Raw genomic sequence first — 18,699 nt, 5'->3', positions numbered from 1 at the left:
CATTTTATATCTTACTAATAAAAAAATTTAATTATACAAAGATAATTAAAATACATATATGCCTAATAAAAATAAAGTTTTATAATAGATAAAATAAAAAAAGTCGATTTAAAACGAAAAAATACTTTTAATTTAAAATGATTATGATATAATTAATGATAAATATGAGGGAACACGAAATATAATTTAAAAACATTAAATTAAATACGTGTTTAAATATTATTTAAGGGAGAATTATATGATTAAAAAAAATGGAAAGAAAATAGCAGCACTTGCTATTGCAGCAACAATAATTGGTCAAAACATACAACCTATATTTGCGATTGAAAATGTAATTAACCAATTAAGTGAAACACAACAAACCATTGAAAAAGTAGAAAATAGTGATACTTCAAGTGAAGAGGTTGGAGAAACTTCAAAAGAAGAATCTAATAAGGAAAATGCAGAAGAAGTGGTAACAAATGAAGCTAAGCCAGAAGCTTCAGAGGAAAGCAAAAATGAAGTAAATAAAGAAGAAACAAAAGATGTAAAAAAGAAGGCATCAGTAGACTTTTCTATAATGGCTATAAGTGATTTACATGCAAATTTAATGAATTATGATTACTACACAGGAGGAACAACTAATAACTCTGGTTTAGTAAAAGTTTCAACTCTTATAAATCAATATAAAGAAAAAGTAGATAAGAAAAAAGATGATAAAAAAATAGATAATACCTTAGTAGTAGATAATGGAGATACGATAGAAGGAACTCCTTTAGCTAACTTCTTTGCTAAGAAAAAGCCTGTTAAGCCAGGCACTCAATACCCGGTATATAAAGCGTTAGAAGAAGTTGGATTTGATGCTACAACTATAGGTAATCACGAACTTAACTATGGTTTAGATTTTATAAAGCAAATAACAAATGATAATCAGAGCATGGCTACAGTTTGTGCAAATGTAAATGATGCTAAAACTGGAAAGCCTGTATTTAATCCATATAAAATAGTAGAAGAAAAAGTAATAGATTCAAATGGAGAAGAAAGAACACTTAAAATAGGTATAACAGGTGTTGTTCCTCCTCAAGTAATGAATTGGGATGCATTATTATTAAGGGGAAAAATAAATGTTAATGATATGACTGAAAGTGTTAAAAAATATGTTCCTCAAATGAAAGCTGAGGGTGCTGATATAGTATTAGTACTTGCTCATACAGGATATGGAGATGAAAATACTCCTAATGTAAAAAATAAAGAAAATGCTGGATATGATATAGCTAATGTTGAAGGTGTAGATTTAGTAATAGGTGGACATGTTCATAGATCATTTAAAAAAGAAGTTAAAAAATCAAATGGTGATATAGTTCAATATATACAACCATTAAACAATGGTAGAGAATTAGGGGTAGCGGAGCTTAAAATAGATTTAGAGGAAAATAATGGTAAGATAGAATACAAAATAAACGATGATAAATCAAAGATAGATACTGTAAGTGTTAAAGATGTACCTAATGATGAGGTTTTGGTTCAAAAAGTTAAAGAGTACCACGATGCAACAGAAAACTATGTAAATACTCCATCTGGAGAAATAACTAAAGATTTAAATAGTTTCTTTACACTAGTAGCTGATGATGCATCTGTACAAATAGTAACTGATGCTCAAAGAAAATTTGTTGAAAAAAGCATAAAAGATGGAGAAGAATCTTTAGTTAAATATAAAGATTTACCATTATTATCAGCAGGAGCACCATTTAAAGCAGGAAGTAGTGCAGGAAATTATGTTGATATAAAAGCAGGAGGGCTTGCATTAAAAGATCTTTCTAACTTATATAAATACGATAATACTTTAACTGTTATAAAGTTAAAAGGTAAAGATATAAAAGAGTGGTTAGAACTAAGTGCAGTAATGTTTAATACAATAGATACTAACTCTAAAGAAGAACAAGATTTAATAAATAGAGATTTCCCTACTTTTAACTTTGACGTAATAGATGGAGTTAATTATGAAATAGATGTAACTCAAAAGCCAAAGTATGATAAAGATGGAAATGTAATAAATGCTAATTCACAAAGAATAGTGAACTTAACTTACAACGGAAAACCTATAAACTTAGAACAAGATTTCTTAATAGCTACTAATAATTATAGAGCTGGTGGAAATGGATTCCCATGGAATGGAAAACAAGAAATAGTATATAGTGGAACTTATGAAAATAGACAAGCAGTAGCTGATTATATAGAAGCTGCTGGCAAATTAGAACCAACAGTAGATAGTAACTGGAAATTTAAATCTGTTGATACAGATGCTAAAGTGATATTTACATCTCATGAAAATGGCGCTAAATATTTAGGTACACATCCTCAAATAAAAGCGGGAGAAAATATAGGAGATAAATTAGTTAAGTATAGTTATGATTTATCATATGTAGTTCCGGGAACTAATGAAAAACCAGAAGAAAATAAACCAGGAACTAATAAGCCTGAAACTAATAAACCAGGTTCAAATAATAATTCTACAACAAATAATACAGATAATCCTAAAACAGGAGATACTAGTATAATCGGATATGTAGTATTAGGAGGCGCTGCAGCTACTGGGTTAGCAGTAACTTCAATTAAGAGAAAAAGAAAATAGTTAATTATAAAATTTAAAAAGCTCCTTAAAGTAATAATTTAAATAATATTGCTTTAAGGAGTTTTTTTATATAATTTAAAAAAATAGTTACTTATATTAATTTAAAATGGTATAGTAGATTATAACATATAAATTTATTTTAAAATAAATGTTAAAAATATAAATTACAGTATATATTTATATTTCAATATGATTATATACTTTATATAGTAAGGAGATGCTAAAATGAAATTAAATAGAAATGATGAATGCTGGTGTGGTAGTAATGCAAAATATAAAAAATGCCACATGGAATTTGATGAAAAATTAAAAACATTAAAAGGAAAAGGATACATAGTTCCAAGTCATGATATTATAAAAACGAAAGATCAAATAGAAAAAATAAAAGAAAGTGCAAAAATAAACAATGCAGTATTAGATTTAGTAGCAAAAGAAATAAAAGAAGGTATGACTACTGATGATATTGATAAAATAGTACATGACTTTACAATATCTCAAGGTGCAATACCAGCACCACTTGGATATGGCGGATTTCCAAAGAGCTTATGTACATCAATAAACTCTCAAATATGTCATGGTATACCAAGTAAAGATGTAGTTCTTAAAGATGGAGATATAATAAATGTAGATGTATCAACAATATACAATGGATACTATTCAGATGCATCTAGAATGTTTATGATAGGAAATGTAAGTGAAGAAGCTAAGAAATTAGTTGAAATAACTAAAGAATGTTTATATAAAGGAATAGAAGCTGTTAAGCCTTGGGGGCATCTAGGAGCTATAGGAGCAGCTATACAAGAGCACGCTGAAAAAAATGGATACTCAGTAGTAAGAGACTTTGGAGGTCATGGGATAGGGCTACAATTTCATGAAGACCCATTTGTATTTCATGTAGGAAAAAAAGATGAAGGTATGATTTTAGTACCTGGAATGATATTTACTATAGAGCCTATGATAAATCAAGGAGACTACGAGCTTTACATAGATGCAGAAAATGAATGGACTGCATATACAGATGATGGGAAACTATCTGCTCAATGGGAGCATATGATATTAGTAACTGAAGATGGCATTGAAATCTTATCTAAATAAAAAATATATACTTGGTTAAAATAATTATAAAATATTATTTCGAGGTGATATGTTATGAAGAAAGAAAGTAAATGCGAAAGTAACAATCAATGGGCAGGAGCTAATACTACACTGACTAGCAAAGCAGGAGTCAAAGAAAAAGATGAAAATAATAACCAATGGACTTCTACTAATAAGAAAGCACCAGAAATGTATCAAAATAATTTTAACAAAGGCCAAAATAACAAATAGATATATAATAAAAAGGTATGTTTGTAAACATATCTTTTTATTATATAAAGGTATGTTTATTACTGGAAAATAAGCTTGAATATTTATTTAAGATATAGTATGATATTATTTACAAAGTATTGAAAAATCAACAGTTTGACTAAAGGAGATTGTTATAATGGTAGAGTCATATGCAGTAAGTAGAGCAACACGTCTTCTAATAGTTTTTAGTGTAGTATTTGCAGCTTTAGAGGCAAATGTGGCTTTTTTGGCACCTATAATAACTATAGTTATACCATATAAGTTTATGAGATATAAGGATGTATCTAAAGAAAAAGAAAATAAAAAGATATTAAATAATTTATTTTTGTTTAATTTAGTTTCATTTTTAGTAGCTATAGTCATTACAAAGAAAATGAATTTAATGATATTGGACTTAATTGTAAATATATTTATAAGTTTTATATGGTATAAAATGATATGCTTTTTTGATAATAAAAAGGAAAATTTATATAAAAATCCAGATATTGTATACAATAAAATGAATAAAAAAATTGATATGTTAGAAAAATTACAAATCCAAACAAAAGAATTAATGGAAAATGCTGAAACAGAAAAAGATAAAATGTCTATACAGTCAAAGCTCGATGCAATACAATATAAAATAGATGAAACTAAAAGACAATTAAGTATAATAAAAAAGCAAGTTGAATTAAAAAATGATAGTGAAAAATAAATTTCAAAACAAAAGCCTTTAGATTGTAAAAATCTAAAGGCTTTTGTGATACAATTTTAAATAAAGCTAAGTAAGTAACTTTTATGGGAAGGGTAATTATATGGTAAGTAAATTTAAAAGATTATATAAAAAAGATGTTACTGATTTTGAATTAATAGCAAATTGGGATAATCAATATGATATAAAGTATTTAATTAGGCCTAATTTTATAGAAGGGGAAATAAAAGATATAACATCAAAGGATTTAATAGATAGTATAGTTTATAATCCATATAAATACATATACATTATATCCGTTGATGATAAAAAAGTAGGGTATATAAGCATAGACACTAATTTTAATATGTTAAAAAAAAATATAAATAGATCTTGTTGGATAGGAATATGTATAGGTGACATTAGTTATCATGGAAGTGGAATATCAAAAATTGCAATGAAATTTTTAGAAAATAAAGCAAAAAAACTTAATCAACAAAGAATTGAATTAGGAGTGTTTGAATATAACAAAAGAGCAATTAATTTTTATAAAAAAATGGGGTATATAGAAATAGGAAAAAATGAAAATTTTGTATATTACAATGGAAAATGGCAAAGTGATATAAGAATGGAAAAATATATATAACAATACAAAATAATTAATACCACTTATATAAATTATATAGGTGGTATTAATTATTATAATTATTTTAAAATAAAAACATTTTCATAAAAAATAATATTATTTAGTCGTTGACTTTATACAGTACATTGTATACAATATACTTATAGGAAATAAAGAAGAAATAATCAATAGGGAAAGAGGCAAAATAGATGATAGTATTAAGAAAAATAGCAAAAACTTTAAAAGGAATATCAAATTACTTATTAGTAAATGAGAGAATTAACAGCCAAAGATGTATGGCGAAAGATATAGATACGACTAGAACTATCTTAGATAATAAATAGTCAAAAAACTTCACAATTATTTTAATTTAACCTCCCAAAAGAGCACTAGTTAATACTAGTGCTTTTTTATTTAAAATTAAAATATATAACTATACAGTAAAAGAAGTATGTTAAAATGGAAGTATATACAAAATTTATTAAATATTAATTGTTTTAGAAGGGAAAGATATTATGGATCAAAATGTAGTATGGGTTAATGAAAAAAAGATAGAAAGAACTATAAAAGCTTTAGAACGTAATAATATGAATGGATATTTAGTTAACAACAAAGACGAACTTTTAGATAAAATACAAGAATTACTTAATGATGGGGATTTAATAGGATGTGGTGGATCTATGAGTTTATTTGAAACAGGAATCATAGATTTTTTAAGAGATGGAAAGTATGAATTTTTAGACAGATATGAAGAAGGTCTTACAGCTAAAGATTTAAAAGAAATGTATAGAAAAACATTCTCAGCAGATGCATATTTCACTAGTACAAATGCAATTACTGAAAATGGAGAACTTTATAATGTTGATGGAAATGGAAATAGAATAGCAGCAATGCTTTATGGTCCAGAAAAAGTGATAGTAATAGCAGGAGTAAATAAAATAGTAAAAGACATAGATGATGCTATAAGAAGAAATGAAGAAATCAGTGCGCCAGCAAATGCAAAAAGGATAGGTACCAAAACACCTTGTAAGACAGTTGGACATTGTATGGATTGTTCAAGTCCAGAGAGAATATGCTGTGAATATGCTATTATAAAAAAGCAAAGAACCGCTAATAGAATACATGTAATATTCCTAAATGAAAGTTTTGGATATTAATAACAAAGAGTCCTTGTGTATGCATTTAGCCATTGTATATTATAATAAATAAAACTTAAATAATATTAATATAATATATAAATGCTTTGCTATATTAACGTAAGGAGGAAAAATGAAAAAAGTAAAACTAATATATAACCCAAATTCAGGAGAGAAAAGGATTAATAATCAATTAGATGATATTATAAAAGTATATCAAGAAAATAATTATCTACTTATGCCCTATAGATTAAATATAGAAGAACCTATAAGTAAAGCATTTGATGAAATGGATGATACTTACGACCATTTATTATTAGCCGGTGGGGATGGTACTATAGATATGGTATTAAATGCTATTAAAGAATGTAATATAAATTTACCTATAGGAATATTACCAACTGGTACAGCTAATGATTTTGCAAATGCGCTTAAAATTCCAAATAATATTAAAGAAGCTATAGAAAATATTATAAAATCCAAACCTAAAAAAATAGATATAGGTAAAATAAATGATAAATATTTTATAAATGTGGCAAGTGCAGGAATGTTTACTGATGTGTCTCAAAGAATAAATCAAGATTTAAAAAATTACATAGGAAAAGTATCATACTATATAAAAGGTATAGAAGAAGCACTTTACTTGAGAAAATTTAATATAAAAGTACATTCTGAGGAATTAAGCTATAATGGAGATATGTATCTGATGCTAATTTTTAATGGAAAAACAGCAGGAAATATAAATCTAGCTTATAAGGCAGAAATAGATGATGGATATTTAGATGTTATAATTTTTAAAGGTATGCCTATTCCAAAATCTATTCCAGTTTTAATAAGCGTTCTAAGAGGAGAGCACTTAGATCACTTAAATGAAAATGAGCTATTATATTTTAAAACAAAAAAATTAACTATTGAGTGTGAAGATGGCTTAATAACAGATATAGATGGAGAAAAAGGGCCGGATTTTCCACTTGATATTGAATGTATTAAAGATGGCATAGAAATATTAGGATTTGTTAAAGAATAGAGAACAATAATTATTGTTCTCTATTTATTTATAATGATAATTAAGTTTTATTTGCCAGGTTTAAAAGAACTCTTTAAAGGTACGACTCTATTAAATACTAGCTTTTTATCAGTAGTATATTTGTTATCTACACTGAAGAATCCATTTCTTACAAATTGGAATTTATCAAAAGCCTTTGCAGTTTCAAGTTGAGTTGATTCTGCAAATCCTTGTAATACTTCTATTGAAGTTGGATTTATTTGTTCTAAGAAGTGCTTACCTTCATTTTCAGGAGCATCATCTAGTATTAAAGGTTCGAATAATCTAAATTCACAAGGAACCGCACTATTAGCTTCAACCCAGTGAATTGTTGCTTTTACCTTACGACCTGTAAATCCTGAACCACTCTTAGTTTCAGGGTCGTAAGTACAGTGAATTTCAACTACATTCCCATTTTCATCTTTTATAACATCGTTACATTTTACAAAGTAAGCTCCTTTTAAACGTACTTCATTTCCTGGGAATAACCTGAAGTATTTCTTTACAGGCTCTTCCATAAAGTCATCTTGCTCTATGTATAACTCTCTACCAAATGGAACTGTTCTAGTTCCCATAGTTTCATCTTTAGCGTTATTTTCTAACTCTATCATTTCAGTTTGACCTTCAGGATAGTTTGTTATAATTAACTTTAATGGTTTTACTACTCCCATTGCAAGAGGTGCTTTAGATTGTAAATCTTCTCTTACAAAGAAATCTAACATTTGGCTGTCAACAGTTGAGTCAGCTTTAGATACACCTATTTCAGCACAGAACTTACGTATAGCTTCAGAAGTATATCCTCTACGTCTAAGACCTGCTATTGTAGGCATACGTGGGTCATCCCATCCATCAGTAACACCTTCATCAACAAGTTGCTTTAATTTTCTTTTACTCATAACAGTATTTGTAAGATTAAGTCTAGCAAATTCTATTTGTCTTGGAGTAGATTCCATTTCACATTCAGAAACAAACCAATCATAAAGTGGTCTTTGATCTTCAAATTCTAAAGAACATAAAGAATGAGTTATTCCTTCTATTGCATCTTCTAATGGATGAGCGAATGCATACATTGGATATATACACCATTTATCACCTGTATTATGATGAGTTGAGTGAGAAATTCTATATATTATTGGATCTCTAAAGTTAATGTTTGGAGACGACATATCAATTTTAGCTCTTAAAACTTTTTCGCCATCTTTAAATTCTCCATTTTTCATTTTTTCAAATAGCTCTAAGTTTTCTTCTACAGATCTATTTCTATATGGACTTTCTTTTCCGGGTTGAGTTAAAGTTCCACGGTATTCTCTCATTTCATCTGGAGTTAAATCACATACGTAAGCTTTTCCTTTTTTTATTAAAAGTAATGATCTTTTATACATTTCATCAAAGTAGTTAGATGCAAAATATAAGTTATTCCAATCAAAGCCTAACCACTGAACATCTTCTTTTATAGAATTTACATATTCTACATCTTCTTTAACTGGGTTTGTATCATCGAATCTTAAATTAACTTTTCCGTTAAATTCATTAGCAAGACCGAAGTTAAGACAAATACTCTTTGCATGTCCTATATGTAAGTATCCATTTGGTTCCGGTGGGAAACGAGTTATGATACTATCATGTTTTTTAGTTTCTAAATCATTTATAATAATGTTTTTTATAAAGTTAGATGAATTAGTTTCATTTGACATATTATAATACCTCTCAATTAATTAATTTTTATATAGTACATAAAGATACTATAATCCATAATATTCATTTTAATCTAATATTGGAAAAAAATAAAGATATAAATGCTTTAATTTAAATCTAATTTACATAAAATGTTTATATTCATCATTATTATCAAAGTTAAAATATTTTATGACCATAAAAATAAAATAGTAAAATCTATTTTTTACATATACTGTATAATTAAATATAAGAAATATAATTATATACTAATAATATTTACCTTATATATTAATAATATGGATATAACACACTATATTATTAATATATAAAGAGAGGAGAAATTATGAAAAAAGGTTCAAAAATGCTGATATCTATATTGGTTATTTTAATAATAATTACAGGAGGTACATATTACTTATTAATACCAAAAGAAAGAGTCACGCAAAATACTAATAATAAGATTATTACTGAACAAGACTTGTTACAAAATGCTTCTATAGATGAGTTTCAATTAGTTAAGAATCCTCTTAGATTAAAAGGAAAAGTATCTATATCAAGTGATGAGTTTCAAAATATAATTTATACTATTATGAATGAATATAATGTAGAAGATTTCAAACATGCTAATGTAGATATAAATAATAGTAAAGTTAAAATTATGTATCCATATAAAGTTTTAGGATTCATAGATAGTCAATTAGAAGTAAATTTAATCCCAGATGTTGTTGAAAATAAGTTAAATATCGTGCTTACTGATGCAAAGCTAGGCAAAATAAATATAAGTGATAAAATATTAAAAGAAGGTTTGAAAAAATATAGAGAAAAGATACCTTTTGAAGTAAAAAATAATACGATCATAATAGATAAAAATGATATTTATCCAACGACTCTTAATAAAGTTGAAATAACTGAAAAAGATATATTAATAGATTTAGAAATTCAAGCAAATAATCTTATTGATTTTATATCTAAATACAATATTAATGTTAAGCAGTAATTTTATATACAAATGATATTAAAGTAGGTGCATAGATGGAACAAATATTATATTCACTGTCAGATTACAAAGTATTAGCGATAATAGCAGGATTTATTATAATTAGTGTAGAAACATTTATTCCAGTACTTCCCCTAGTAGCAATAGTAGTAGCCAATGTTTTTATACTAGGGATGTGGCTAGGATTTTTTGTATCTTGGGTAGGATCTAGTTTAGCATCTATCTTATTATATTTTTTAGCAAGCAAATTTTCAAAACATAATATATTTAAAAAATATAAGCACAACAAGAAAGTAAATGAAATAATAACATGGATAAGAAAGCAAGGATTTACCAGTATATTTGTATCGTATTCTTGTCCATTTATACCAGACTTTTTAATAACCATAGCATCTGGCTTGGTACAGTTAGATTTTAAGAGTTTTGCTTCTGGAATGATATTTGGAAAATTTGTTATGTTTTTACTAATAAGCTATGTAGGAGAAGATGTTGGAGCATTTTTCTCAAGTCCAATTAAAATAATAGTATTTTCAATAAGCATTGCTATATCATGGATTATTGGAAATAATGTAAACAACAGAATACATGAAACATATGAAAAAGATAAATAAAAGTAACCAGTATAATTATAAAATTTGAAATATTTAATTCTTTGTGTTAAACTATTATAGTTATACTTAAGTTTATAAATATTAAGGGGGGAAGGTTATGAAGCAGATATATATAATAACGACTTATACTGGAACATTCTTATCATATCTTATAAGAAATATAAGTAAAACCCCATACGCACACGTATCAATAGCCTTAAATCAAGATTTAGCACCGATGTATTCATTTGGAAGGCTAAATCCTAAAACGCCATTATTTGCAGGATTTGTTGAAGAGAATATAAATCAAGGATTATACGCTATTAGAAAAAATACTATGTGTAGGGTGTACTCATTAGATGTAACAGACGCACAATATAATAAGTTATATGATAATATAATGGAAGTAAGCAGAAATAGAAAAAAATATGATTATGATGTTAGAGCACTCGTATATTTATCTATAAATAAGCCAAGAGAAAGAGAATATAAATATGTCTGTTCTCATTTTGTAGCAGATATGTTGCAAAAAAGTGGAATACATATTTGTGATAAAAATTCGTATGAAATAAGACCAAATGATTTTTATGACTTAGATAGTTTAAATTTAGAATATGAAGGTTTATTATCAAGATACTCTACAGGAGAACATTCATATGTGTCAAAAATTGCAAAAGCTTAGAAAAATACCTCTTACAATTAGAAGAGGTATTTATTTTTTGTAAATTATCTATTATGTTATAATTAAATTAACAATTGTTATATATTGTTCATTAACTAAACTAAATAAATAATTTTAAATCATGGGTTTGTAAAATAGGAGGCAAAATGGACCAAAATTTTATCATAGAAAAAACAAAAGAATTTGTAAAAGAAAAATTATATAATGAAGGTAGTGGACATGATTGGTTTCATATAGAGAGAGTATATAATTTATCAAAATTTTTAGCTGATAAAGAAGGTGCAGATAGTTTTATAGTAGAGCTAAGCTCTTTACTTCATGATATAGAAGATTGGAAATTTTCAAATACTAACGAAACATCTACAAGTCTAATAGAGGAATTTCTTAAAGGATTAGATGTTTCACAAGACTATATTAAAAAAATAACTAATATAATAAAAACAATGTCATATAAAGGTGGTGTTGTTGACTCGACTCAAAATACCATAGAGGGAAAAGTTGTTCAAGATGCTGATAGATTAGATGCGATGGGGGCAATTGGAATAGCTAGAACCTTTACATATGGAGGTTATAAAAATAGGCCATTATACAATCCTTTAGTTAATCCTATGAAATTTTCATCACTAGATGAGGTTAAGAATAAAGAAAATCATACTATAAATCATTTTTATGAAAAGTTATTAAAATTAAAAGACTTAATGAACACAGATTCAGCTAAAGAAATTGCAAATAAAAGACATGAATTTATGGAAAGCTTCTTAGATGAGTTTTATAGTGAGTGGAATTTTAAATAGTATATAATTGGTATATATTATAAATCAAGAGAGTAGTAAGATTAAAATCATTACTTTTTTTTATTAAAAGATATTTAATAATTCAAAAAAAGCGATATTTCTTAAAAGTATGATAATATTTGTATATAAGTGACGACTTGATATTACAATATAAGGAGATATTATTAAATGAAAAAAATAGGTAAAGCATTATTAATAATTGGATTATTAGTTGCTATAATACTTTCTAATAAATATATTTATTTAGAAGGGAGCTTAGATAATTTAACATCTAATAAAATTTTAGGTAATATTACTCTTGGTAATGGTACAACAGTATATGAAGATTATATAACTAATACTACAAATTTTAGCAAAGCTAATAATAGTCAAAAGTATATAGTAATTCATGATACTGCAAACGAAAGTCTAAAAGCAGGAGCTGATAGTCATAGAAAATACTTCCAAGATAATAATAGACATGTTTCTATACATTACATTGTAGATAAAACTAAAATAATACATGCATTACAAGATAATTATTCGGCACACCATGTAGGGGATAGAGGTAACATCTTAGGAGACAAAACTAATCATACAACAATAGGTATAGAATTATGTGTCAATGACAAAAAAGGATCTGAAGGATGGGAAATGGTAAAAGAGAATTGTGTATATTTAGTAAAAGAATTAATGGAAAAATACAATATACCTGTAGATAGAGTAATTATGCATAAAGATGCATCAGGAAAATTATGCCCAGCACGATTAATAGATAATAATAACAAAGAGTGGAATGAATTTAAAGAAAATTTAGCTAATTCTATATAAATAATATGATTTCAATTGCTAGGTTATTTTTATGTTAAAAGAACTATAAAATAAAGTGTGAACCTTCCTTCAAATAACTTAATTTAATTATCGTATTTTGGGAAGAATGCACACTTTATTTTTCATACACTCTAGTTCATAGTAAAGATTAATCTCTAAACTGAGTTAACTTGTTTATTATTTTGTATAACTAATTTGATTTAATGTTTTGACTTTCAAAAAATTTGTTAGATTCTTCTTTAACTTCTTTTCTAAGTTTTATTACTCCTATCATATTGGTTGCTATAACACACGCTAATGTAGCATCTAATAAAACTACTATATTATCAAATTTGCATAAAGCTCCTATCATTATAAAACATAGATACACAATTCTTGCTATTTTAGATGCCTTTAATCCAAATAGATATTCTGCTTGTTTTTCCCCATAGAAAATTACAACTATTAGAGTTGATAGAACAAACATCAACATACATATAGTTAAAAATCCTCCACCAAATTTAGTTCCAAATACACTTTGTACTGCAATAGATGGCATAGCGGCTGCTTTGTCAGCTCCAACAGTTGACCATATCCCTGTAGTTAAAACTAAAAATGCTGTTATAGTACATATACAAAACGTATCTACTATAATTTCAAATACCCCCCATAATGCCTGTCTCGCAGGAAAATCAGTGACTGCCGCTGAGTGAGCTATTGTTGATGTACCCATACCTGCTTCATTTGAATAAGCACCTCTAGCAGCACCAGCTCTTATTGTTGAGGCTAAAACAGAACCTGCAAATCCACCAAATGCTGCTGTAGGAGTAAATGCTCCTTTAAATATTAGAGCAAATGTATTTGGTATACTTTTATAATTTGCTAATATAACTATCAGTGCTATTAAGAAATATGCAACTGCCATAATAGGTACTAATTTCTCTGTAACTTTTGATATCCTTTTAATACCTCCATATACAACTAATCCAACTATAAGAACAACTGTAATCCCTGTTACAATAGGGTTTATATTTATAGTTGATGCAGTTTGTACAATTGAAGCTGATTGAGTAGCTATTGACGGAGCTATTTCAAGCATTAGGAAAAATGCAAATAATGATCCAAGCAAAGGTAATTTTGCTCCATTTTTAAGGTAATACATAGGGCCACCTACATACTCACCCTCATTATTTTTGACTCTATACTTTATACCCAATATAATCTCAGAATACTTAAGAGCACAACCAAATATAGCTATGATCCACATCCAAAATATTGCACCAGGTCCACCCGTAGCTATAGCTAGAGGAACTCCAACTATATTTGCAGCTCCTATTGTAGATGCTAATGCAGATGTTGCTGCTTGGAATGGAGTTATTGTTCCATTTCCATCACCTTTTTTAAATATCTTTCCAAATGTTTCTTTTAGTATAAATGGTAACTTAGTTATTTGGAAAAAATTTAATGTGAATGACATTGTTATGCCACCTCCGACTAATATAATTAAAATCGGATAAAGCCACAACCAATCTATTAGTTGTTTGAACATATCAAACATAAAAAATACCTCCTTAAATTTATATGTTATTTTATGTTGTAAAAATATGTATGTTATTTATGTATGTTGTTTTTGTATATAATATAACTTTTTTAAAAATTATATTATATATTACCTATGACGTAACGTACCTTTTGGTATAATAATTGTTAATTATATATTATTTAATTTGGAAAATGATTTCAGTATGAAAATCATTGTTTCAATCCATTTAGATCTAATTTCAATCCATTTTCTATAAAAAAATACATATTTATGGTAAATTATCGAAGTGAATAAAAATTATTTATTATATAGTTCATCAACTTTTTGAATTATAATATTTTAATGATTAAAATGTAGTAAAATTCATGAAATTGCAGGGAGGTTAAAATTATTTTGAGAAAGTACATAGATTTAATTATAGGGATAGCTATATTTTTTTACTGCATAATGATTAATATAATTAGTAATAGAATCATAGCATTTAGCGAAATGCTAGAATTTTAGGTATATTATTAATTATATATCACTTTTTAAAAATAAAACTTAAATCAAATAAATATTTTATTAAAGTAAATAAAATATTAGTGATATTGGTATCAGTAGGATTTATTATATTCATATTTTCTGAGGTTATGATAATTGGTTACCCGAAAAATAATGAGGAAAGTACAGACTATATAATGATATTAGGGGCAGGTTTAAATAACGGTGATCGTGTTAGTCTGACTTTAAAACATAGATTAGACGCTGCTTTAAAATATATAAACGAATCAGGTAGTAAGTCATACGTAGTTGTATCAGGGGGACAAGGGTTAGATGAAACAATATCAGAATCTGAAGCGATGAAGAGATATTTAATAAAAAATGGAGTGCCTAGTGACAAAATAATTAAAGAAGATAAATCAACAAATACATATGAAAACTTTAAATATTCTAAAGAAAAAATTGAAGAACATAGTAGAAAAAATATAGATAAAAATACTGTAAAAATAGTTACAACTGATTTTCATGCTTTAAGGAGCAATATGCTAGCTAAAAGAAATGGATATGATAATATCAATGTATATTCGAGTAAAACTGTATCATATTTAGTTCCACTATTCTATACACGTGAATCATTAGCATTAGCTAAAAGTTTTATTCTAGATAGATAATTTATTTTTAGTAAATATAGATTTATTTAAAATCCAAAATATAATGTCATTTAGGAAGCTACTAATTCATTCACTTTAGCTAGACCTGATAAAATAGAGTTAAATAGAATAAAAACAGATGAAAAGTATAAATTAGTTATAGGAACTAATAGGTTTGATACTATTAGAAGATGCTTAAACTTTATAGATAAACATATTAAGATATTAGCTATCAACAATACATAAAAGAAGATATTCAATCAACTGAGCTATCTTCTTTTTTGATGCAAAAACTTGAATCATAAATAAAATAAAAAATAATGTTTATCTAAAGTTAATGATTATATTGTATTAATGCATATTAAAGAAAGATGGGAGATTATGCAAGAGTTTGCTATGATACATAAAGATAAAACTGTGGATTATGACAAAAGATGACATTTTAAATTATTAATAAGCTATATTGTTTAAACATCTACACCATGCAAATATATATTTATTTTTTTGTAGAATATGGATATAATAGTATTAATTACTATTTACTTTGAAAGGAGTATTAAATGAAAAAAGTTTTGCAAACATATGGAATAGCGTTAATAGTTGTAGCCATTTACGCATTCGTTAAATTGCCAGTACTTAGACTAGATTTTATATCATTATTTTCGGTACTTATAATATTCTTTGCTGTAGCAGGAGTATTAGATATGATGTTAGATAGAGGGGAGAAAACATCTAAAATTGCTAAGTATAATTTTACAATAGCAATCGTACTAATAATTTACAGTATAGTAGCTCCATTTATAACATCATCTCCTATATTACATGCAAAAGCATATAGAAATTTAATAGGTAAAGTTGAAGAAAGCAAGTTTGCAGAAGATGTAAGTCCTGTAAGTGTAAAGGATATACGTCTTGTAGATGAAGCTATGGCTATGAAGTTAGGGGATAAAAAGCTTGGAGAGGTTCCTGCTATAGGTAGTGTTTCAAAACTTGGAACTTTCCATATTCAAAGTGTAAAAGGAAATTTATACTGGGTAGCACCGCTAGTACATAGGGATATAATTAAATGGATAACATCATTAGATGGTACAAATGGATACGTAATGGTATCTGCAAGTAACCCTCAGGATGTTAGATTAGTTCAAGAAATTGATGGAAAGCCTATAAAAATAGTATATCAACCAGAGGCTTATTTACTTCAAGATTTACATAGACATATGTATGTAAATGGTCTTATGAATATAGGTATGAGTGACTTTACTTTAGAAATAAATGATGAAGGTAGACCATATTGGGTAACAACACTATATGAACATAGCGTAGGATATGGTGGTTCTGATGCTACAGGAGTAGCAACTGTTGATGCTGAAACAGGAGAAATAAAAAAATATAATATAAAAAATACCCCAGAATGGATTGATAGAATACAGCCACAAGACTTTGTTGTTAACCAAATAAATGACTGGGGATTATATATTAAAGGATTTTTAAATTCAGTAATATCAGAAGAAGGTGTTTTAGTTCCAACAGAAGGAACCTCTTTAATTTATGGAAATGATAATAGAGCATACTGGTATACAGGCATAACGTCTTCAGGAGGAGATGAATCAACGATAGGATTTATGTTAGTTGATAGTCGAACTAAAGAAGCTAAGTTATATAAACAACCAGGAGCTACAGAAACAGCAGCTATGAGATCTGCAGAAGGTAAAGTTCAAGAGAAAAATTATGAGGCTACATTCCCTGTAATGTATAATATATTAGGAACTCCTACATATGTATCATCATTAAAAGATAAAGCAGGACTTGTTAAGATGGTAGCGTTTATATCTGTTGAAGATTTTAGTGTACTTGGTCTAGGAGAAACAAAAGAAGAAGCTCTTAGAAGCTATAGAGAAGCATTATCATCAAAAGGCAATAGCATAAAACTTGAAGATGATACAACTACACAAGATTTAGAAGGCACAGTTTTAAGAATTAGTCCGGATGTTAAGAGTGGAAATACATATTACTATATGACAGTAAATTCAAATGAAAATATTATATTTAATGCAACATCTAAAATATCTACAGAAATACCACTTACTAATGTTGGGGATAAAGTAAAAATATCTTTCCAAAAAGGTGAAAAAGGATTAGTAGATATAATAGAATTTGATAACCTAAATATTGGTAATATAGATACTCAAAATGAAAAAAATGCAGAAGACAAATTAGCACAATAGATATTAAAGAAAAATCGCATGCAACATGCGATTTTTTTATGTAAAAAATGTAAATTTTATAATCATATCTTAATATAATAGTATTACGACTTGATACACTAAATAACTTCAAGGAGACTAGACAAAATGATAGGAATTGAGAAGGAGATATTAATTTTAATAAGTAGGGTTAGATGTATGACGGAAAACCAAGTTGGAAAAGTTTTTGGGACAAGGAGAAAATATGGAAGAAAGCCGTTTAAAAAAACATTGAGAAAAATGTGCAATGAATATACACTTAGAAAATATCCATGTAATATAAATTATCCAGGATATAGAGATAACTCTTATATATATTATCTAAACGGAAGTAAAATGTATAGTGGTGAAGAATTATTGAAAGCAGTTATAGGAAGTGAATTAGCTATTAAAATTGATATGGGTGGATACAATTTAAAAAGATTTTATAGAAATGTTTCAGTCGATAATAGAAAATATGATTTATTTATAGAATATATAAACCATTATGGAGAACAAAAACAAATACTTGTAGATATAGACTTAGATGGAGAAGTGGATATATCTAAATATGAAAATTTAGAAGAGAAAATTATGAATTCTACAATACCGTTTTTCGAAACCCCAAAGGTTTTAATAGTTACATCATCCAATATAGAAACTATATTACCAAAAAAAGAACTCTTTAATATAGAGTGTTTAGATTTAAATTTAAATAAATTGTTTAGACATATATAAAAAAATAAGCCTATTTTTAAATAGGCTTATTTTTTTATTCTTAATCTTATATATTTTTAAATTTACTATTTAAATTTTATAAAAATGCAAATCATAATAA

Annotated in this window: 18 protein-coding genes; 16 read left to right on the top strand and 2 right to left on the bottom strand. The window is 26.8% G+C overall.

The window, feature by feature from the left end; all coding sequences use genetic code 11:
* The first annotated feature begins 238 nt into the window (after window positions 1-238).
* The 8 genes from JWF52_RS00990 to JWF52_RS00960 all read left to right on the top strand — a co-directional run bounded on the left by JWF52_RS00990 (window position 239) and on the right by JWF52_RS00960 (window position 7,416).
* On the top strand, window positions 239-2,611 hold the full coding sequence (locus JWF52_RS00990; RefSeq protein ID WP_208331498.1) for a bifunctional 2',3'-cyclic-nucleotide 2'-phosphodiesterase/3'-nucleotidase: 2,373 nt from the start codon (window positions 239-241) through the stop codon (window positions 2,609-2,611).
* A 225-nt stretch (window positions 2,612-2,836) separates the two neighbouring features.
* Entirely contained in the window at window positions 2,837-3,706 is an 870-nt protein-coding gene (locus tag JWF52_RS00985) for a methionyl aminopeptidase (protein ID WP_208331497.1), read from the top strand.
* A gap of 54 nt (window positions 3,707-3,760) precedes the next feature.
* On the top strand, window positions 3,761-3,937 hold the full coding sequence (locus JWF52_RS00980) for a hypothetical protein (RefSeq protein ID WP_208331496.1): 177 nt from the start codon (window positions 3,761-3,763) through the stop codon (window positions 3,935-3,937).
* Between the two features lie 157 nt (window positions 3,938-4,094).
* On the top strand, window positions 4,095-4,652 hold the full coding sequence (locus tag JWF52_RS00975; RefSeq protein WP_208331495.1) for a DUF4349 domain-containing protein: 558 nt from the start codon (window positions 4,095-4,097) through the stop codon (window positions 4,650-4,652).
* Window positions 4,653-4,752: 100 nt separating this feature from the next.
* Window positions 4,753-5,274, top strand: coding sequence for a GNAT family N-acetyltransferase (locus JWF52_RS00970; protein WP_208331494.1), 522 nt, complete (start codon window positions 4,753-4,755; stop codon window positions 5,272-5,274).
* Between the two features lie 188 nt (window positions 5,275-5,462).
* Window positions 5,463-5,597 (top strand): hypothetical protein, encoded by a 135-nt coding sequence (locus tag JWF52_RS19120; protein ID WP_286183933.1) that lies wholly within the window; start codon window positions 5,463-5,465, stop codon window positions 5,595-5,597.
* A gap of 171 nt (window positions 5,598-5,768) precedes the next feature.
* Window positions 5,769-6,410 carry a lactate utilization protein gene (locus tag JWF52_RS00965; protein ID WP_208331493.1) on the top strand — a complete coding sequence of 214 codons (642 nt, stop codon included), beginning with the start codon at window positions 5,769-5,771 and terminating at the stop codon, window positions 6,408-6,410.
* A gap of 112 nt (window positions 6,411-6,522) precedes the next feature.
* Window positions 6,523-7,416, top strand: coding sequence for a YegS/Rv2252/BmrU family lipid kinase (locus JWF52_RS00960; protein WP_208331492.1), 894 nt, complete (start codon window positions 6,523-6,525; stop codon window positions 7,414-7,416).
* Window positions 7,417-7,463: 47 nt separating this feature from the next.
* On the opposite strand, the gene JWF52_RS00955 is transcribed toward JWF52_RS00960, so the two are convergent.
* A complete protein-coding gene (locus JWF52_RS00955) occupies window positions 7,464-9,128 on the bottom strand; it encodes a glutamine--tRNA ligase/YqeY domain fusion protein (RefSeq protein ID WP_208331491.1) in 1,665 nt (554 codons plus the stop codon).
* Between the two features lie 326 nt (window positions 9,129-9,454).
* On the opposite strand from JWF52_RS00955, the gene JWF52_RS00950 reads away from it, so the two are divergent.
* The 5 genes from JWF52_RS00950 to JWF52_RS00930 all read left to right on the top strand — a co-directional run bounded on the left by JWF52_RS00950 (window position 9,455) and on the right by JWF52_RS00930 (window position 12,984).
* Window positions 9,455-10,108, top strand: a complete 654-nt coding sequence (locus JWF52_RS00950) for a hypothetical protein (protein WP_208331490.1) — start codon at window positions 9,455-9,457, stop codon at window positions 10,106-10,108.
* A 35-nt stretch (window positions 10,109-10,143) separates the two neighbouring features.
* Complete coding sequence (locus tag JWF52_RS00945) at window positions 10,144-10,719, top strand: TVP38/TMEM64 family protein (protein WP_208331489.1); 576 nt, start codon at window positions 10,144-10,146, stop codon at window positions 10,717-10,719.
* A 97-nt stretch (window positions 10,720-10,816) separates the two neighbouring features.
* On the top strand, window positions 10,817-11,380 hold the full coding sequence (locus JWF52_RS00940) for a hypothetical protein (protein ID WP_208331488.1): 564 nt from the start codon (window positions 10,817-10,819) through the stop codon (window positions 11,378-11,380).
* Window positions 11,381-11,526: 146 nt separating this feature from the next.
* The gene (locus JWF52_RS00935; RefSeq protein ID WP_208331487.1) at window positions 11,527-12,174 is read left to right on the top strand and encodes an HD domain-containing protein; all 648 of its coding nucleotides are present in this window, start codon (window positions 11,527-11,529) and stop codon (window positions 12,172-12,174) included.
* A 168-nt stretch (window positions 12,175-12,342) separates the two neighbouring features.
* Window positions 12,343-12,984, top strand: coding sequence for a peptidoglycan recognition protein family protein (locus tag JWF52_RS00930; protein WP_208331486.1), 642 nt, complete (start codon window positions 12,343-12,345; stop codon window positions 12,982-12,984).
* 190 nt (window positions 12,985-13,174) lie between these two features.
* Here the strand turns inward: JWF52_RS00930 and JWF52_RS00925 are convergent, their stop codons facing one another.
* Window positions 13,175-14,521, bottom strand: coding sequence for an alanine/glycine:cation symporter family protein (locus tag JWF52_RS00925; protein ID WP_208331485.1), 1,347 nt, complete (start codon window positions 14,519-14,521; stop codon window positions 13,175-13,177).
* Between the two features lie 617 nt (window positions 14,522-15,138).
* Between JWF52_RS00925 and JWF52_RS00920 the strand changes: the two genes are divergently transcribed.
* From JWF52_RS00920 to JWF52_RS00910, 3 genes are all read left to right on the top strand, one after another.
* A complete protein-coding gene (locus JWF52_RS00920; protein WP_286183932.1) occupies window positions 15,139-15,660 on the top strand; it encodes a YdcF family protein in 522 nt (173 codons plus the stop codon).
* A gap of 539 nt (window positions 15,661-16,199) precedes the next feature.
* Window positions 16,200-17,864 (top strand): hypothetical protein, encoded by a 1,665-nt coding sequence (locus JWF52_RS00915; protein ID WP_208331484.1) that lies wholly within the window; start codon window positions 16,200-16,202, stop codon window positions 17,862-17,864.
* A gap of 126 nt (window positions 17,865-17,990) precedes the next feature.
* Complete coding sequence (locus JWF52_RS00910; protein ID WP_208331483.1) at window positions 17,991-18,599, top strand: hypothetical protein; 609 nt, start codon at window positions 17,991-17,993, stop codon at window positions 18,597-18,599.
* Window positions 18,600-18,699 lie beyond the last annotated feature (100 nt).

Source organism: Clostridium sp. CCUG 7971 (assembly GCF_017590215.1).
Classification (GTDB): domain Bacteria; phylum Bacillota; class Clostridia; order Peptostreptococcales; family Peptostreptococcaceae; genus Faecalimicrobium.
Note: the sequence above shows the minus strand (reverse complement) of the source record. Positions and strands in the feature narration are given on the sequence as shown.